At 55.2% G+C, this 16,397-nt stretch carries 11 protein-coding genes; 5 read left to right on the top strand and 6 right to left on the bottom strand.

Features of this window, described 5'->3' with window-relative positions; genetic code table 11:
* Positions 1-163: 163 nt before the first annotated feature.
* The gene (locus tag P1X16_RS05395) at positions 164-2,710 is read right to left on the bottom strand and encodes a type IA DNA topoisomerase (RefSeq protein WP_277226834.1); all 2,547 of its coding nucleotides are present in this window, start codon (positions 2,708-2,710) and stop codon (positions 164-166) included.
* 738 nt (positions 2,711-3,448) lie between these two features.
* On the opposite strand from P1X16_RS05395, the gene P1X16_RS05390 reads away from it, so the two are divergent.
* Positions 3,449-4,354, top strand: a complete 906-nt coding sequence (locus P1X16_RS05390; RefSeq protein ID WP_277226833.1) for a T9SS type A sorting domain-containing protein — start codon at positions 3,449-3,451, stop codon at positions 4,352-4,354.
* A 285-nt stretch (positions 4,355-4,639) separates the two neighbouring features.
* Here the strand turns inward: P1X16_RS05390 and P1X16_RS05385 are convergent, their stop codons facing one another.
* A complete protein-coding gene (locus P1X16_RS05385; RefSeq protein WP_277226832.1) occupies positions 4,640-5,509 on the bottom strand; it encodes an SUMF1/EgtB/PvdO family nonheme iron enzyme in 870 nt (289 codons plus the stop codon).
* A gap of 349 nt (positions 5,510-5,858) precedes the next feature.
* On the opposite strand from P1X16_RS05385, the gene P1X16_RS05380 reads away from it, so the two are divergent.
* Positions 5,859-6,971: an NAD(P)-dependent alcohol dehydrogenase gene (locus tag P1X16_RS05380; RefSeq protein WP_277226831.1), complete on the top strand. Its 1,113-nt coding sequence runs from the start codon at positions 5,859-5,861 to the stop codon at positions 6,969-6,971.
* 189 nt (positions 6,972-7,160) lie between these two features.
* On the opposite strand, the gene P1X16_RS05375 is transcribed toward P1X16_RS05380, so the two are convergent.
* Positions 7,161-7,532, bottom strand: a complete 372-nt coding sequence (locus P1X16_RS05375) for an SPW repeat protein (protein WP_277226830.1) — start codon at positions 7,530-7,532, stop codon at positions 7,161-7,163.
* A 134-nt stretch (positions 7,533-7,666) separates the two neighbouring features.
* On the opposite strand from P1X16_RS05375, the gene P1X16_RS05370 reads away from it, so the two are divergent.
* The 3 genes from P1X16_RS05370 (at position 7,667) to P1X16_RS05360 (ending at position 11,573) form a co-directional block, all read left to right on the top strand.
* Positions 7,667-8,170, top strand: coding sequence for a hypothetical protein (locus P1X16_RS05370; protein ID WP_277226829.1), 504 nt, complete (start codon positions 7,667-7,669; stop codon positions 8,168-8,170).
* Positions 8,131-8,988, top strand: a complete 858-nt coding sequence (locus P1X16_RS05365; protein ID WP_277226828.1) for a hypothetical protein — start codon at positions 8,131-8,133, stop codon at positions 8,986-8,988. The genes P1X16_RS05370 and P1X16_RS05365 overlap by 40 nt, the downstream gene beginning before the upstream one ends.
* Before the next feature lie 104 nt (positions 8,989-9,092).
* A complete protein-coding gene (locus P1X16_RS05360) occupies positions 9,093-11,573 on the top strand; it encodes a M1 family metallopeptidase (protein WP_277226827.1) in 2,481 nt (826 codons plus the stop codon).
* Positions 11,574-11,676: 103 nt separating this feature from the next.
* On the opposite strand, the gene P1X16_RS05355 is transcribed toward P1X16_RS05360, so the two are convergent.
* The 3 genes from P1X16_RS05355 to P1X16_RS05345 all read right to left on the bottom strand — a co-directional run bounded on the left by P1X16_RS05355 (position 11,677) and on the right by P1X16_RS05345 (position 16,318).
* Positions 11,677-12,774, bottom strand: coding sequence for an NAD(P)-dependent alcohol dehydrogenase (locus P1X16_RS05355; protein WP_277226826.1), 1,098 nt, complete (start codon positions 12,772-12,774; stop codon positions 11,677-11,679).
* A gap of 339 nt (positions 12,775-13,113) precedes the next feature.
* Positions 13,114-14,733, bottom strand: coding sequence for a SulP family inorganic anion transporter (locus tag P1X16_RS05350; RefSeq protein ID WP_277226825.1), 1,620 nt, complete (start codon positions 14,731-14,733; stop codon positions 13,114-13,116).
* Between the two features lie 184 nt (positions 14,734-14,917).
* Positions 14,918-16,318 (bottom strand): HAMP domain-containing sensor histidine kinase, encoded by a 1,401-nt coding sequence (locus tag P1X16_RS05345; protein ID WP_277226824.1) that lies wholly within the window; start codon positions 16,316-16,318, stop codon positions 14,918-14,920.
* Positions 16,319-16,397 lie beyond the last annotated feature (79 nt).

The following is a 16,397-nucleotide window of genomic DNA, read 5'->3' as shown; positions in this document are numbered from 1 at the left end:
TGTTACCACTAACAGCGGAAACATTACCTCTATGGATATGATGCTCCGTGAAGACAAATAAATGACTAGCAGCACCGGCAAGCCCATACAATAGGCAGCCAAACGCGGGAAGAAGGTAGACTGATTCATGCAGGCAGTATACTACTTAAGCAAACAGTTTCCTCTATCCCTGCCCGAATACTGGTTCAATGCGGCCTTCCGGGTTGATTTGCAGCACCGCCTCGTACCGCTGGCCCGACTTAGCCGACACAAAGCCACGAATGACCCCGGTCTTGCCTTTGCGCAGCAGCTGGTTCATCTGCGTGTCGCTCAGAGTTTTTCCACCCCACTCGAACGGCACCCGGAATTGGCAGTCTTCGCGGAAACGGGAGCAGCCGTAGGCAGCTTTGCCTTTGAGCATAGTACCGAGGCGGCACACCGGGCATGGAATCTGGCCGGGGTCGGTAGAGGTTGTGGGTTTGCTTTCGGCGGCGCGCACCAGTTCCAGGGTGCGCTGTGGGGTGAGGCGAATGGCGGCGTCGAACTTCTGGCCGGCATCATCCACGAAGCCTTTGATAACCGGTGTGCGGCCCTTAGCTAGCAACGGCTGCATCTGTTTGTCGGTAAGCTTCTTGCCTTCAAACTCGGTGGGTAGCCGGAACTGGCAGCCTTCGCGCCAACGGGAGCAGCCGAAAGCCGTTTTACCGCGTAGCACGTGGCCGTTGCCGCAGGCCGGACATGGCCCGAGCGCGCCGGGAACGGCAGGGGTAGGTGCCGCTTTAGGCGGATTAGCTTTGGTGGCGGCAGCTTTTTTCTGGCCTGTGAGGTCGGCTAACTCGGTTTTGCTCACGGTGATGCCGCGGCCCGAACCATCCTGCTTCACTTCCTGCACCATTTCGCGCACCAGCTGCTTGAGCTCATCCAGAAACAAGCCAGCATCAAGATTGCCGGCTTCTATCTGGCGCAGCTTCCGCTCCCATTGCCCCGTCAACTCCGCCGATTTGAGCGTGGGGTTGCGGATCAGACCGATGAGTTCAACGCCAGTGGCCGTAGGCAAAATCTTCTTCTTGTCGCGCACGATGTAGCCGCGCTTGAACAGCGTTTCGATGATGGCGGCGCGGGTACTCGGGCGCCCGATGCCGTTCTCCTTCATGGCCAACCGCAGTTCATCGTCGTCCACGTTGCGGCCGGCGGTTTCCATGCCGCGCAACAGCATGGCCTCGGAATACTCGCGCGGGGGCTGCGTTACTTTCTGGTCGAGGCGGGGCTTGTGGGGGCCGCTTTCGTCTTTCACGAAGGTGGGCAGCACGGTGCTTACGACATCATCGTCGCCTTCGCCCGCTGCTTTGGGCGCCGAGGGAGCCTGCTGCTTTTCCGGGTCGCCGTACACCACGCGCCAGCCAGGGTTCAGAATCTGGCGGCCCCGCACGCGGAACGGGTAACCGCCCGCCTCGGCCGTTACGGTGGTGTTTGAGACTTCGCAGTCGGGGTAGAAGGCGGCCAGAAACCGGCGCACGATGATGTCGTAAACGCTGCTTTCGTGGCCGCCGAGGCCGTTGGCACTGGCACCCGTCGGGATGATGGCGTGGTGGTCGGTGACTTTATTGTTGTTGAAGACCTTCGTGCTCTTGCGGATTTTGGTGGCCAACAACGGCGCCGTGAGGCCCGCGTAGCCACCTAAGCCGCGCAGAATATCCGGGATTTTCCCGTACTGGTCGTCGGGCAGGAAGGTGGTGTCTACGCGCGGGTAGCTCACCACTTTCTTCTCGTAGAGGCTCTGCACCGTCTTGAGCGTGTCCTCGGCCGAAAGTCCCAACTGGTTGTTGCACTGCACCTGCAAGGAAGTCAGGTCAAACAACGAAGGAGGCGTTTCGTACCCTTTTTTGATTTCGACGCCCGTTACGGTCAGGGGCACGTCCTTCACGGCAGCCATGGCAGCATCGGCTTCTTCTTGGCTAACGAAGTAGCCGCGCGCTTTCAGGCGGGCCTTTTCATCAGGTTCATCGTCGTCGGCCTTGCCTTTCTTGGGAGGCGCAACGTGGCTGAACATGGTGCCGCGGTATTCGGTGCGCAACACCCAATACGGCTCCGGCTTGAAATTTTGGATTTCGTGGTACCGGTCTACTAGCAGCGCCAGCGTGGGCGTTTGCACGCGGCCGAGGCTGAGCACCTGCCGCTGGCCGGCGGCGTACTTGAGCGTAAACAAGCGCGTGGCGTTCAGCCCGAGCAGCCAGTCGCCGACGGCGCGGCTCTTGCCGGCTTGATAAAGCTTGTCGAACTCGGCTCCGTCGCGCAGGTTGGCAAAGCCCTGGCGGATAGCTTCTTCGGTGAGCGAGGAAATCCAGAGGCGCTTGAAGGGCTTGCGGTACTTGGCTTCCATCAGCACCCACCGCTGAATTACCTCCCCCTCCTGCCCGGCGTCGCCGCAGTTTATCACCTCCTCGGCATCAGCGAGCAGGTTTTTGATAACGGTGAACTGCCGCACTACGCCGTCGTCGCGGCGCATGAGCTTGATGCCGAAGGTTTCGGGCAGCATGGGCAGGTCGTGGATGCTCCAGCGCTTCCATTCGGTGCGGTAGTCCTCGGGCTCCCGGAGCTGGCAGAAGTGGCCGAACGTCCAGGTGACCTGGTAGCCGTTGCCCTCGTAGTAGCCATCCATGCGGCGGTTGGCCCCCAATACGGTGGCGATTTCACGGGCAACGCTCGGCTTTTCGGCAATACAGACTTTCAATTCGTTGATTCTCGCTGAAGTGATGATGGCGCTGCTATGGGCAGCAAGGAATCAACAAAGATAACAGGAGAAAAAGTCGGTTGAGGTGTGCAGAAGTTAGGCTAGTGAACAAAGCCACTAGTAGAGAACCACATCAGTTCTGCTCACCTAGAATATCAATTCATTCATTGAAGCACTTGGGTATTGCGTCATGAATTCCCCTATCACCAATGATATACTAAAGTGATGCAACCCTTAAGTCGAGCCACTGGTCATGAGGATACTAGTCCTCCTTGTTATTAGTGACACAGCTTACAATAATTCTTCGCTTCGGCATCTTACCTCTACATCATGCGCAAATTCTTATTACCCCTTCTACTAGCTCTTAGTAGCCTTCCAGCCTTCGCTCAGTGGCAAGCTGTCAGTAACCCCGTGCCGATAAATTCCCCGCTGATAAGGGCTCAACTCGATGCTATTGATTCACAAACTGCTTGGTTTACTAACTATTCACCTTCTACTACTCAATTTTCGCGCACAATTGATGGTGGTCAAACTTGGCAGAACGTCGGGTTAGCACTTCCCTCCGGTGCTAGTTACACTTCTAATACCCTAGAAGCTGTAGATGCCCAGCACGCCTGGGCAATAATGAGCCGCACTAGTACCAGCACAGCTAACTCCACTTTGGAATTGTACTCCACCGCCGACGGCGGGGCCACATGGGTCCTACGCAAATTACCTGCTGTAACTAACCCAACAGGCATGCTACACTTCTTCAGTCTAACAGAGGGCGTTGTGTTGGATCGGGTATCGGGCGCCTTATATCGCACGACCGACGGGGGGATAAGCTGGCAGTTGCAAAGCACAACACCCGTGTTGTCAGCAGGCCAATTTTTGCTTAGTATGCGAGAAGCAAGCGGCGTACTTTGGGCCAATGTCTACAATGTGCAAGTACAGCCTGTTGCATTCTGGGCTAGCACTGACCGCGGCCTGACGTGGCGTAGTCAATCGATACCGGTCGCACCAAGTGGAGTGGTATTTCGGGATGCTCAGCACGCACTACTCCCTACTCCACAAGGCGGTATGTTGAGTAGCACCGACGGGGGCCTGACTTGGCAGAATGCCACTGCCCCCCCGTTCCGACTAGGACCATTGACACCTATACCAGGCACTCGCGCTTACATAGCAGGCGCTGAACACTGGATTGGAATTGCGAGTGACAAGGGCTCAGCGGTTACGTACGACGACGGCCAGACGTGGACAATACTAGAAAGCACCAACAGCTATCAAACTATACAATTCACTGCGCCTGATGCTGGCTGGCATCTTCGCGCTTCATTTGCTGCTCCCACTACATGGTATGAGTACGAAGGCATAGGACGCTACGTAGGTAATCCTTTAGCCAACCGCGCTGCTAACACATCAGCCCTTCAACTGGAAGTATTCCCTAATCCTAGCGCGTCAGGCTCTTTCACATTACAATTGCCCACCGCGGCGGGCCGCGTCAACAACGTACGCGTGTTTGATACACTGGGCCGCACAGTGTATCATGCCTCGGCCTTGCCTGCCGATCAACGTCTTGACCTAAGCCAACAGCTTAAGGGCCTGTATTCGCTGGAAGTACAGACGGATGCCGGCTTGTTACGGAGCAAAGTGTTGATAGAGTAGCCCATAACCTACCAAGAAGGTACTGTAGATAGCCATTCTGTTGCTACTATTCTCTCCAAAAAGAAGGCGCCCGGTCTTGTTGAGCAAGTAATCATGGCTTATCAAAACCAGGTGCTTTTTTAGACACCGGGCGTGAAACGGGACAGCCGCGCCGTGACAATGACTACTATCTAAAGATACGCGAAACCCCTCTGGTGTCTTCACCGAACCTACAAGGGCTGGTAGACTCGCTTAACGTCGAGACGCGTGAAAGCGCCTTTGCACATCATCGTGCTTTAAAAAGCGCTATTGCGCTCCAGATGACTTTCTCTGTACCTTCACCGTGGCTACGCACCGGAAACCCAGCCAACTTTGCGGCCCCTGATATACTTGGCGTGACTCTAGTTTCAGTTCCTGCGCGGAAGTCTTAAAAGAACCGCCTTTGGCCACGCCCTTGGTGGCCGTCATTTCGGCTACGTTGCCAATGATATGTTGCACTCCAAAGCCATTAAGTGGGCCGCTTGTGGTGAGTTGCAAGGGAAATTTCGCTGTGGAAGGCACACAGGTAAAGAGTTGGTTGCTGCCGGCCAAATAATAGTTCTCCTTCAGGTTGAACGGCAGTTCATAGGCTACCTCAGTGGCGGGATGCGGCAGTTGCTGTGCATCGAGGCAAGCCACTAAGCTTTTGGCCGCCCCTAGCTTTTGGCCTTTGGCCTTGCGAACGGGTTTGGTTTGTATCACCTCAAATGGGCGCGGACCCGACGGCAGGCCACCGGCGGCGCCTAGCTGCCATTCCATTTCCGTGGGCAATCGGTACTCCACTGTTACTTGATAATCGCGCAATTCGGGATGCTGCTTGCGAAACTCAGCACTCTGGAAATAGCCACGGTTGACCATGATACTGCGCCAGCGGCAATAGGCCAGCGCTTGCTCGTAGCTGATACCCACAACAGGAAAGTAGAAGTAGGCCGGCGTACGAAAATATGATTTGGGGGCTTCCTTTTGTTTGGGTGTCGGGGCAGGCTGCCAGGTAGTGGAATCGGGGAGTTGGCTGTTGTAGAACGTTAGCGCCGAGTCGCGGCGGATGAAGTGCAGGTATTCCAGCCAGTGGATGTTAGCTACTTCCGCTTGATCTACAAACAGGTTTTCGGCGGCACGTACGGTACCAGGAGGCACGGGGAGTGCGGGTGAGGCGGTGACTGAACGGCTACTTTGGGCCACCGAAGTCAAGGGTAATAAACTCGCTAGTAAAAGTAGCCCTTGTGCTACCGGCGCCATTCTTCTGGTTTGCATACGCTGCTGTGCTTGTTACGCCCACTCTGATTTCCATAGGCGGGAAAGCAACAAAGCTACCTCCGGAAAAGGTCGGTGCCGCCAAGTTCAACCACAGGCTAACAAGATTTAGCTATTCAAGGAATTCAACCAACTACGCACTAAACACGGCCGTAACTCCCTCATACTCCGGCAGCTTCGGCTGGCCGGGATGCCACGTCCTTTTCCACCTCCAAAACCAATCTTTCTACCTATGGAAACCAGCACTGCCGAAACTTCTAGCACCATTACCACCATCAAGACGCCCGCTTACGGCGCTACTAATTCGATTTTCAACGGCCTCAAGCGCATGGAAATCGAGCGGCACCCACCCCAGGCCGACGAAGTGCACATCGACATTCTCTACTGCGGGGTCTGCCACTCCGATTTGCATCAGGTGAAAAACGACTGGAAAAACACGGTGTATCCGTGCGTGCCTGGTCATGAAATTGTGGGCCAAGTCATCGAGGTTGGCAGCACCGTCACCAAGTTCAAGGTGGGCGACATCGTGGGCGTGGGCTGCATGATAGACTCGTGCGGCCAGTGCAAGCCTTGCCAGCAAGGCCAGGAAAACTACTGCCAAGGTCCGGTAAGCTGGACGGCCACCTACAATGGCCCCATGAAGCCCGACGGTAGCGGCGCTAACACGTTTGGCGGATACTCCACCAACATTACCGTGAAGGAGTCTTTTGTACTGCGTATTCCCGAAGGGCTCAATACCAGCGCTGTAGCGCCTATTCTGTGCGCCGGCGTTACTACCTATTCGCCTATGAAGCACTGGAACGTGAAGGAAGGTGACCGGGTAGGCATAGTGGGCCTCGGTGGGTTAGGCCACATGGCCGTGAAGCTGGCCAAAGCCCTGGGTGCTAATGTGACGGTAATCACCACGTCCAAAGACAAGCAAGCCGATGCCCAAGCCATGGGCGCCCACGAGGTGCTGATTTCCACCGACTCTGCCGCCATGAAGCAGCACGAAGCTTCGTTCGACTTCATCCTCAACACCATCCCCGACGCCTACGACATCAGCGACTACGTTAGCTTGCTCGACCTCGACGGCACCGTAGTAGCCGTAGGCTTGCTGGGCGAGTACAAAAAGCCGCTTAACAACATGGATATGGCCATGTACCGCCGCTCGGTCGCCGGCTCCATCATCGGTGGCATTGCCGAAACGCAGGAAGTCCTAGATTTCTGCGCCAAGCACAAAATTCTGCCCGAGGTCCAAATGATTTCCATGCAGGAAATTAACAAAGCCTTTGACGACCTGATGGACAAGGAAGTGCGCTACCGCCACGTCATCGACATGCAGTCGTTGAAAGAAGAAGCGTAATCATAGTTAACGAAGTTGCTCCTTCAGATTCTAGATTAGAGCTACAAGTTGACTCCCCGCATCTAGAAAGGGAGCTAGCTTGTAGCTCTAGCTTTTAAATGTTTATTCTTAAGACGCAAAACAGCCTTGCAGCAACTTCTAGATGGAAGTTGCTGCAAGGCTGTTCTACTTATATAACCTGAGTTCTGACTAGTAGGTACCCTCGGGCATTTCTTCGGGCCGCGACAGAGCACCCGCCATAATATTTACGGCACCGAGCAGCAAGAGCCCGTTACGAGCTTTTTTGTTGTCGGCGAAGCCAAACAGCCAAGGCGAAGCGGCGGCTATGACGCCTGCACCTATATCGAGCAGCAAGTGGGCTTTGAACGGTATTTTTTTAACTGCTCCCCACTCGGCGCGGGTGAACAGACCTACAGTTGCGACGTTGCCGGCCAGGAAGCGGGTTACCGCAACGGCTTTTTCTTCGTCTTCGAAGCCAGCGAGTTTGGGCAGGGCAAGTGCCATCGGAACATAGGAAAGGTCGGAGAAGCCATGCTGCTTACGAGAAATAGGCTGATTCATTCGGTTAAAGGTTAGATGGACAATAGAAATACCTACGCCAGAGGTGCAGAAAGGGTATTGTGGAGCTAGCACTAGGCCTTTGTATATTCAGAAAACACTAACTTTAGCAACGCATAGCCGCTACCACTTCCCGCATGATGCCCATCCGGCAACCCGACCTGTGGAACCGCATCCGGCGCTTCGAGCTGGATGATCCAACTGCGGCGTTTTCCTTTACCGACCGGCTGGCGCGCGAAAATGGTTGGCCTCTGGAATATGCTCTGCGAGCGGTACTGGAGTACAAGAAATTTATGTTTCTGCTGTGCCTGACCGAGCACCCGCTCACCCCCTCCGACCAGGTGGATCAGGTCTGGCACCTGCACCTGCTTTACACCCGCTCCTACTGGCTGGAGTTCTGTGAGCAGGTGCTCGAACGCCCTATTCACCACGGCCCCACCCGCGGCGGCGACGCCGAGCGCAGTAAATTCAACGACTGGTACGGCCAGACCAAGACGCTATACCAGGAGGTATTTGGTGCCGCGCCACCCGCCGATATCTGGCCCGACAATGAAACCCGATTTCGAGATGTAAACTTCCGCCGAGTGAACCTGAGTGCTTTTTGGCTGCTACCCAAACTTCGTTTCCGTCGCAAAACATGATTACCAGCCTACCCCCGCACTCCCCCGCCGAGCTGCTGTTGCTGCTCCAAAAGTACCACGACCCTAGTTTGCGCCGACTGCTGCGCGTCACGTTTCTCGATTTGCTGCGCCAGCAGGTACTGGCCATCAGCACCGAGCAATATCAGCCGCATGCGCAAGACTCAATCACGTGGCAGCAGTTCGTGATAGGTGGGCTCAAGCTAGCCACCCACCAAGCTTTGCCGCACGAAAAACTGCTACTCGACGCTTTCCGGGCCGATAATCAGCTGCGGATACCGTTCAAGCAATACGTGCGCATGATTTTCGAGAAAGCTCAGAGCGCGCGGGCGTATTACCAGCTTATCGAAGCAAATGCTCGCACCGGACAGCTGTTTTCGCAACACTGGTTTTGGCGTCTGACTAACACACGCTACTTCACTTCGAGCGGCAAGCAACTCCAGGAGGCCACCGAAAGCGAGTTAGCTCGTCTCGATAAAGATTTTGCCAGCCGAGCCGCCAGCAACGCCGTCGATGCTCACCAGTTCAGCCAGCAGCTCGGGGGCGTGGTGTTTCTGCTGCCTTCGTTCACTTCCGAAGTAGGCCGTCAGCTGGAACGGGAACTGCGCCAAATTCCGGAGCCGGCTTACGATACCAGCGCCGACATAGGCGACTCTGGCGGGGCCGACTCCAGCTGGCACGAACACAGTGACACCTTCGACAGCCATAGCGCCGGCCACGCCGACTCCGATAGCAGCGGCTGCGCCGGCGACAGTGGCGGTGATAGTGGTTGCGGTGGCGATAGTGGCTGCTCTGGCTGCGGTGGTTGCGGCGGCGACTGATGCATGTGGCCGTATAGGCTGTTTCTTTTAAGAAAGCGGGCAACTTCAGACTGAAGTCCACATCTTTAGGGCCTGAATCCTCTTTCTTCACTCACTTTCCTTTCATGAAGCACATTTCTGCACTGAGCTTGCTGATTCTGGCGGCCAGTGCCAACACACAGGGCCAGGCGCCTGCGGCACCGGCCGAGCCGGTTGGCCCCTATCGGGCGTCGGCCACCAAAATCAACGACCTGGTACACACCAAGCTTGATGTGCGCTTCGATTACGCCAAGCGCTACCTCTACGGCAAAGAGTGGGTGACGCTCAAGCCCCACGCCTACCCTACCGACTCGTTGCGCCTCGATGCCAAAGGCATGGATATTAAGGCGGTGGCCTTGATGAACGGGGAGCAGCAGCAGAAACTGAAGTTCGACTACGACCAAAGCAACCTGCGCATCAACCTCGGCAAATCCATGGCGCCGGGCACTGCTTACACCATCTACATCGAGTACACGGCCAAGCCCGACGAGTTGAAAGCGCAGGGCAGCGCGGCTATTACCGATGCCAAGGGCTTGTACTTCATCAATCCCGACAGCACCGAGAAAGGCAAGCCCGTTCAGATCTGGACGCAGGGCGAGACGGAAGCTTCCTCGGTTTGGTTTCCTACCATCGACCGGCCCAACCAGAAGACCACCTCGGAAATCAGCATGACGGTGCCGGCCAAGTACGTGACGCTCAGCAACGGGGCGCTGGTAAGCCAGAAGCCCGCGGAAGCCGGCCTACGGACCGACACCTGGAAGATGGACATGCCGCACGCGCCCTATCTGTTTATGATGGCCGTCGGCGACTTCAAAATCTATAAGGAAACGTGGCGCGGCAAGGAAGTAAGCTACTACCTGGAGCCAAAATACGCCCCCTACGCCAAGCAGATTTTCGGCAACACGCCCGACATGCTGGAGTTCTTCTCGACCCGCTTGGGCGTGGAATTCCCCTGGAACAAGTACGCCCAAATTGTGGTGCGCGACTACGTGAGCGGCGCCATGGAAAACACCACGGCCACGCTGCACGGCGACTTTGTGCAAATGACCGACCGGGAACTCCTCGACCGCCAGTATCAGAACGAGTCTGTAATTGCCCACGAGCTGTTTCACCAATGGTTTGGCGACTACGTGACGGCTGAAAGCTGGAGCAACTTGACCGTTAACGAGTCGATGGCCGACTTCTCAGAAGGCCTCTACGCCGAGCACAAGTACGGGGCCGATGCCGCCGACGCCCACAACTACCGCAACCTGCGCAACTACCTCTCTAGCCCCCCCGATGCCACCAAAAACCTGGTGCGCTTCCACTACGGCGACAAAGAAGAGATGTTTGACCTGGTGAGCTACCAGAAAGGCGGTGCCGTGCTGGACATGCTGCGCACCTACCTCGGCGACGACGTATTCTTCGCGGGCCTTCAGAAGTACCTCAAAGACAATGCCCTCGGCAACGGGGAAGCCCACCAAATGCGCCTCGCCATGGAGGCCGTTTCGGGTCAGGATCTGAACTGGTTCTACAACCAGTGGTATTTCCGGGCCGGCCACCCCGTTGTCACGATTGAGTCTTCTTGGGATGCGGCCAAAAAAGTACAGGCCGTAACGGTAAAGCAAACGCAGCCCGGTGACGTATTCCAATTGCCTTTCGCCATCGACTACTACGTGAAGGGCAAAGCCCAGCGCCAGCGCGTAACCATGACCGAAGCCACCCAAACCTTCCTCATGCCGCTCGACAGCAAGCCCGACTTGGTGAACGTAGACGCTGAGAAGACGCTGGTTTGGCAGCCCACTGAAAACAAAACTATAGCTGAATACGCGTATCAGTACGCCCACGCGCCCCTGTATCTGGACCGCCGTGAGGCCCTGTTGGCCGCTGCCAAAGAGCAGAAAACCAACACGGCTGCCCGCACGCTGCTCATTAGCGGCCTGCGCGACAAGTTTGCCAACTTACGCACGCTCACGCTGGAGCGCCTCGACCTAGAAGACAAGGCCGTGGCAAAGGCGGCCGCTCCTGCTATCCGCAAGCTGGTTAGCAGCGAGAAAGAAACTGCTGTGCTAGGCAATGCTCTTGTTGCTTTGGCCAAGCTGAAAGACAAGAAAGACGCCAAAACCTTCGCCAAGCAGCTAGCCGACAGCAAGTCTTACGGCGTGCAAGGTGCAGCTCTCCAAGCCTTAGCCCTCACCGATCCGGCGCAGGCTTTAACGAAAGCCAAGGCCTTTGAGACAGACGAACATGCCTCGCTGACGCAAGCCGTATCAGCTGTGTACGCCACGGCTGGCGGCACTGCCGAGTGGGCTTATATCCGTAATAAGTTTGATGCTGTTGGCCCCCAAGGCAAGTTTGGGATGCTCGAAGACATTGCAACCATGCTGCCCCGCCTCCAAGATCCTGCCGCTTTCACTGAAGGCGTCGACCGGATTAAGGCCATCGGCATTCAATACAAGTCGCGCGGTGCCGATAAGCCCATAATTGGCCTGCTACAGAGCATTACGAAAGACAAGGACAAGCCTGTATCCGCCGCTCAACAAGCCATTATCGATAAGGCTGTAACTGAGATTGAGCAGGCTAAGTAGAGCACTTATCTGTCATCACTCTGCACGGAGTGACCCATGAGCTAGGTAAAGCCCCTTCTGCAAATTGCAGAGGGGGCTTTTTGCTGTTATAAACCCGTTCAAATCATTCCACGGTCAGCACAATTTTTCCCGCGGCACTACCTTTTTCATTGTAGCGATGCGCCTCGGCAATTTCCTGCAGTGGGAACGTCTTATCGACAATAACGCGAATGGTACCAGTTTGTAACCAAACAGAAATCAGGGCCATATCGGAGCCGCTGTTTTTGGCCACGAATATGTGCGTCGTCTTATCGGAAAAGGCGGCCGCAGCCGTATCAACAAGAAGGTTGGTGGGATCGGGCGTGGTAGTCACGTAACGACCATTGCGCCGCAATGCAGCTTTGCTGGCTACAAAAGAGCTTTTACCAGCGGCATCGAATATGATGTCGTAGCGGCTTAAGTCCTTTGTGAAGTCGTGCTCTTTGTGGTTCAGGACCCGGTCTGCCCCGAGGCTGCGTACCAAGTCCTGGTTGTCAGGCCCTGCTACGCCGGTGACTTCGCCGGCGCCCAAGGCTTTAGCAATCTGCACGGCAAAGGACCCTACGCCACCGGAGGCCCCATTGATTAGCACTCGGTCGCCGGAAAGCAGTTGCGCTTTGTCGCGCAAGCCCTGTAAAGCTGTTAGAGCCGCCAAGGGCACTGCTGCTGCTTCCTCGAAGCTCAGCTTTTCCGGGATAAACGCTACTGTTGCTTCTTCCAGCACAACAAACTGCGCGTTGGCCCCGCCCACTCCGTCGCTGGGCATGCCGTACACACGGTTGCCGGGCGCAAACCGCGTAACATTGTCGCCTACTGCTACTACTTCGCCAGCTACGTCGCGGCCAGGTATCTTGGGGAATTTGTAGCCGGTGACAAATTTCAGCTCTCCCTTTCGCATTTTCCAGTCAACCGGGTTGACGCTGCTAGCGCGCACGCGGACTAGTAGTTGGTTGGCCTTGGGAATGGGCGTTGGCAACTCGCCATACTGCAGTACCTCGGCAGGGCCATACTGATTGAAATATGCTGCTTGCATTGCTGTGACGTTAGTGGAGCTACAGCATACGCAACCGCGGGCCCGAAGTCGGCTCCGGTCGAAACCGAAGTTTTGCACTGGCTGGCTTGTTACGAAGTTGTTAGTAAGCGAAAAACCGCCGCAGCCAAAGGCCACGGCGGTTTCAACCACACTTAACTAATAAAATAAACTTGCCGGAACGGCAAGACGGTTAATGCTAACTCACTGTGTGCATCAAATCTTCATTTTCTTCGGCGGGGCGCCTAATTCCTTCTAGCTGTTTGCACTACCCTCCTTTTAGAGGCTGTTTTATGCATTAATACCGTGTACTTTATTGGCTTTTATTCGGCGTGTTTCATGGTTTTCGTGCTGTAGATGTGCTCTAGTTTCGTCACAACGTCTTCATTTTCTTGTAACTCCTTCACCGTTACTGGTGTCGTACACAAGGCCGTGCAAACAAGCTAGGCGGGGTTAAGCAGTACATCTGTCAATTGGCAAACACAGGGGTCTTTAGTGGCCAATCACTTCGACCAACGGAATACCACGCAGTTCCAGGTTGATGCTCCGTTCCAAAGCTGTCTGACGAAAGTTGGCAATAGCTTCCAACACATCATAGTCAATCATCTGTGATTCAGTACCATCGATGATAACATGAGTTCCAGACGGGAACTGTTCTAATATGCGGACAATACTGGCCTTGTTTAGAAACGAAACGTGCTCACTCAGCTTAAGATGATACACTCCGGTGCCTTGCAACTCGGGCGTGGCGCGCATAAAAAAAGCTGACTCGTAGTGGGTTTTAAGGATGTAGAATATCCCTACGACCAACCCAATGGTAACCCCTTTCAACAAGTCGGTGAACAAAATGGCCAAGATGGTCACGATGAAAGGCAGGAACTGCTGCCAGCCTAGTTTCCACTGTGTTTTGTATAGCGCTGGTTTGGTAAGCTTGTAACCCACCAGCAACAACACCGCTGCCAGCGCCGAAAGCGGAATCTTGTTGAGAATTGTTTCCAGGAAAAGCAGGCTAGTCAATAGCAACAAGCCATGGAAGAAAGCAGAAACTTTGGTTTGGCCCCCGGCATTGATATTGGCCGAGCTACGCACAATCACGGCCGTCATGGGCAAGCCACCTAGCAGACCACTCACCACGTTGCCAGCTCCTTGCGCCATCAACTCGCGGTTGGTAGGAGTAGCGCGTTTGTGCGGATCGAGCTTATCCACTGCTTCCACGCTGAGCAAGCTCTCCAGAGAAGCTACAATGGCAATGGTGAAAGCCACCGTATAAGTAGACGACCGACTGAAAGCTGACCAGTCGGGCTGCGTGAAAATATTCAGCAAGTCGTTCCAAGACGATACAATTGGCAGCTGCACCAAGTGCTCGGGCCGCACGCGCAACACGGGTAAGGTAAGGTCTAGCAGCGAGCTAAGTGCAATGGAAAGCACCACAACTACCAGTGCCCCGGGTATCATTCGGAGAAGAGCAAAGCGCTTGCTCAGCACTTTTTCCCAAAGCAGCAACAAGCCCAGCGACAGCATCCCAATCAAAGCTGAGCCCCAGCCAAAGGAACGCAAAGCGCCACTCAGGGCCGAAAACGTGTTCTGCCCGTCGAACTGCAGAAACGTCATGTCTTCGAAATAATCCGTATCAGCGCCAAGCAAATGCGGTATTTGCTTGAGAATCAGAATAAGGCCAATAGCGGCCAACATGCCCCGGATAACTGAAGTGGGGAAGTACAGCCCAATAATACCAGCCCGAACTAAGCCCATTATTATTTGCAGTACTCCCGCTATGACCGTAGCGGCCAGTACGGCCTGGAACGACCCCAATGTTTGGAGAGCGGCCAGAACGATAGCCGTAAGACCAGCAGCAGGACCACTCACGCTAAGTTGTGAGCCGCTAAGCCACGACACCATCACCCCACCCACTATGCCCGTGATAATGCCCGCCAGCAAAGGAGCACCCGAGGCGAGCGAAATACCTAAGCAAAGTGGCAAAGCCACCAGAAAAACCACTAAGCCGGATGGAATATCCTTGCCAAGGTTGCTCAGGTAGCCAGCCTTGAGAGGCGAGGCAGCCGAAGAGGTTGAAGCCGCCGTTTGGATTGGAGCCTGAGCTTTAATTGACATAGGGAGGCTAGTGAAGAACCAAGCTATCAACTCAAATTGAGTTAGGCTGCACTGGAATTTTTACAAGTCTACGGGGCCGTAATTAAGACACAGTTAAAAAAGAGTTAAAACCAAATTAATTTGCACCTAGGCAGAATAGATACTACCCAACCGCTTTATACCAAGCACACTAGAGTTAAAACTCTCATCCCAATGCAGGCCACTCTAGCCACACCTGCGTGCCCTGATTCAATTGGCTTTCAACCCGCACAGATCCGCCGTGCAACGACATGATTTTGGCAGTAAGCGGCAGCCCAATACCGTGCCCAGGAATGGCGCGCATTGTTTCGGCCCGGAAGAACGGGACGAACACTTGCTGACGGTCAGCCTCACTCATGCCTACGCCATAGTCGCGCACTTCTAATACCACATCAGTGGCTGTTGTTGAAAGCACAGCTAGCACCGGCTCCTCGGAACCGGCTGAAAACTTACAGGCATTTTCCAGCACGTTCAGCAGAGCCGACAGCAGTAATGCCTCGTTGCCACGTACGGCAAAGGGTTGCCGCACCTTGGGCGGAATATCACCAAACTCTAAGTCGACACGGCAGGTAGGATGCCGACGCTGTACTTCCTCGTGGGCTTGCAGTAGCAGCTCATCCATTCTCACTGTGGTCAAGGGCACCTGCGAGGGGTCGTCGGACGCGCGGGCAATTTGCAGCAGGCCATTGGTGAGGTCCTTCAGCAAGCGGGCGGCATCGAGGGTGCTTTGCAAAACTCGGCGGTACTCTTGAGGGCTCCGCTCTTGCTGCAATAAGGCTACTTCCAATTCTCCAATCAGCACCGTGAGCGGCGTGCGTAGCTCATGGGAGGCATCGCGCACAAAGGTGCGCTGCCCGGCAAAGGCCACTTCAAGCCGGTCGAGCAGTTGATTAAAGCGCTTCGCTAAGTGCGCTATTTCGTCGTAGCCATCAGCCTGCGAGAGGCGGCGGTGCAAATCCGAAACGGTGATGCTGTCGACCTCACGCACCACTTTCTGCATGGGACTCAAGGCTTGGCCGGCGAAAAACCACCCCCCTATCCCCACAATGACCAAGGAAGCTAATAGCCCACCAATCATGATGTTGCGCAAGCCCAACTGCCGGTCGCGGGTATCAAGGTCAACCGAAGAGGCGACGACGACAAAGTCGCCGCGGCGCGCATCTCGGTAAAGCAGCCCTACTGTTTGATGAAAATTAGGCCCTATTTGCACTTGCCTGCCCTTTTGGCGAACCGCCATAAGCAAGCTGATGGGTATAGGCACTTCAGTGGGCTGCCCTTCCCGAAACACTACCCGGTTGGAGGTATTGTATACCCGCACTTCCTCTTCGGGCAAAGTACGGTAGAACTGGCGCAAATACCGGCGATACGAAGTTCGGCTAGCTTCATCGGCTCGGTTGGTACCATCCAAGTAGACGTGCGCCACAATACGAGCGCGCGCAAACAAGCTTTGCGTAAACGACTCTTGCCGCGCTTGGTAGGTGAAGTAATAAATCACCACCGAAAACAGCAGCAGCGTAACAGCTAGGATGGCAGCAAACTGCAGTGCCAAGCGCAGACGAATGCTCATGTTTTAGTGGTTTTAATTTTAGAAGAGGCAAGCATCGCCCGTAACCTAGCTGCACCTATCAGCACCACTACGTTACCGT

The organism is Hymenobacter sp. YC55, assembly GCF_029433095.1.
GTDB lineage: Bacteria > Bacteroidota > Bacteroidia > Cytophagales > Hymenobacteraceae > Hymenobacter.
This window is presented reverse-complemented; position numbering and strand designations above follow the sequence as displayed.

Bases quoted from the DNA above. Each gene is read 5' to 3' on its own strand.
- P1X16_RS05390 (WP_277226833.1), top strand. From the start codon at position 3,449: ATGCTACACTTCTTCAGTCTAACAGAGGGCGTTGTGTTGGATCGGGTA.
- P1X16_RS05380 (WP_277226831.1), top strand. From the start codon at position 5,859: ATGGAAACCAGCACTGCCGAAACTTCTAGCACCATTACCACCATCAAG.
- P1X16_RS05375 (WP_277226830.1), bottom strand. From the start codon at position 7,532: ATGAATCAGCCTATTTCTCGTAAGCAGCATGGCTTCTCCGACCTTTCC.
- P1X16_RS05370 (WP_277226829.1), top strand. From the start codon at position 7,667: ATGATGCCCATCCGGCAACCCGACCTGTGGAACCGCATCCGGCGCTTC.
- P1X16_RS05360 (WP_277226827.1), top strand. From the start codon at position 9,093: ATGAAGCACATTTCTGCACTGAGCTTGCTGATTCTGGCGGCCAGTGCC.
- P1X16_RS05350 (WP_277226825.1), bottom strand. From the start codon at position 14,733: ATGTCAATTAAAGCTCAGGCTCCAATCCAAACGGCGGCTTCAACCTCT.
- P1X16_RS05345 (WP_277226824.1), bottom strand. From the start codon at position 16,318: ATGAGCATTCGTCTGCGCTTGGCACTGCAGTTTGCTGCCATCCTAGCT.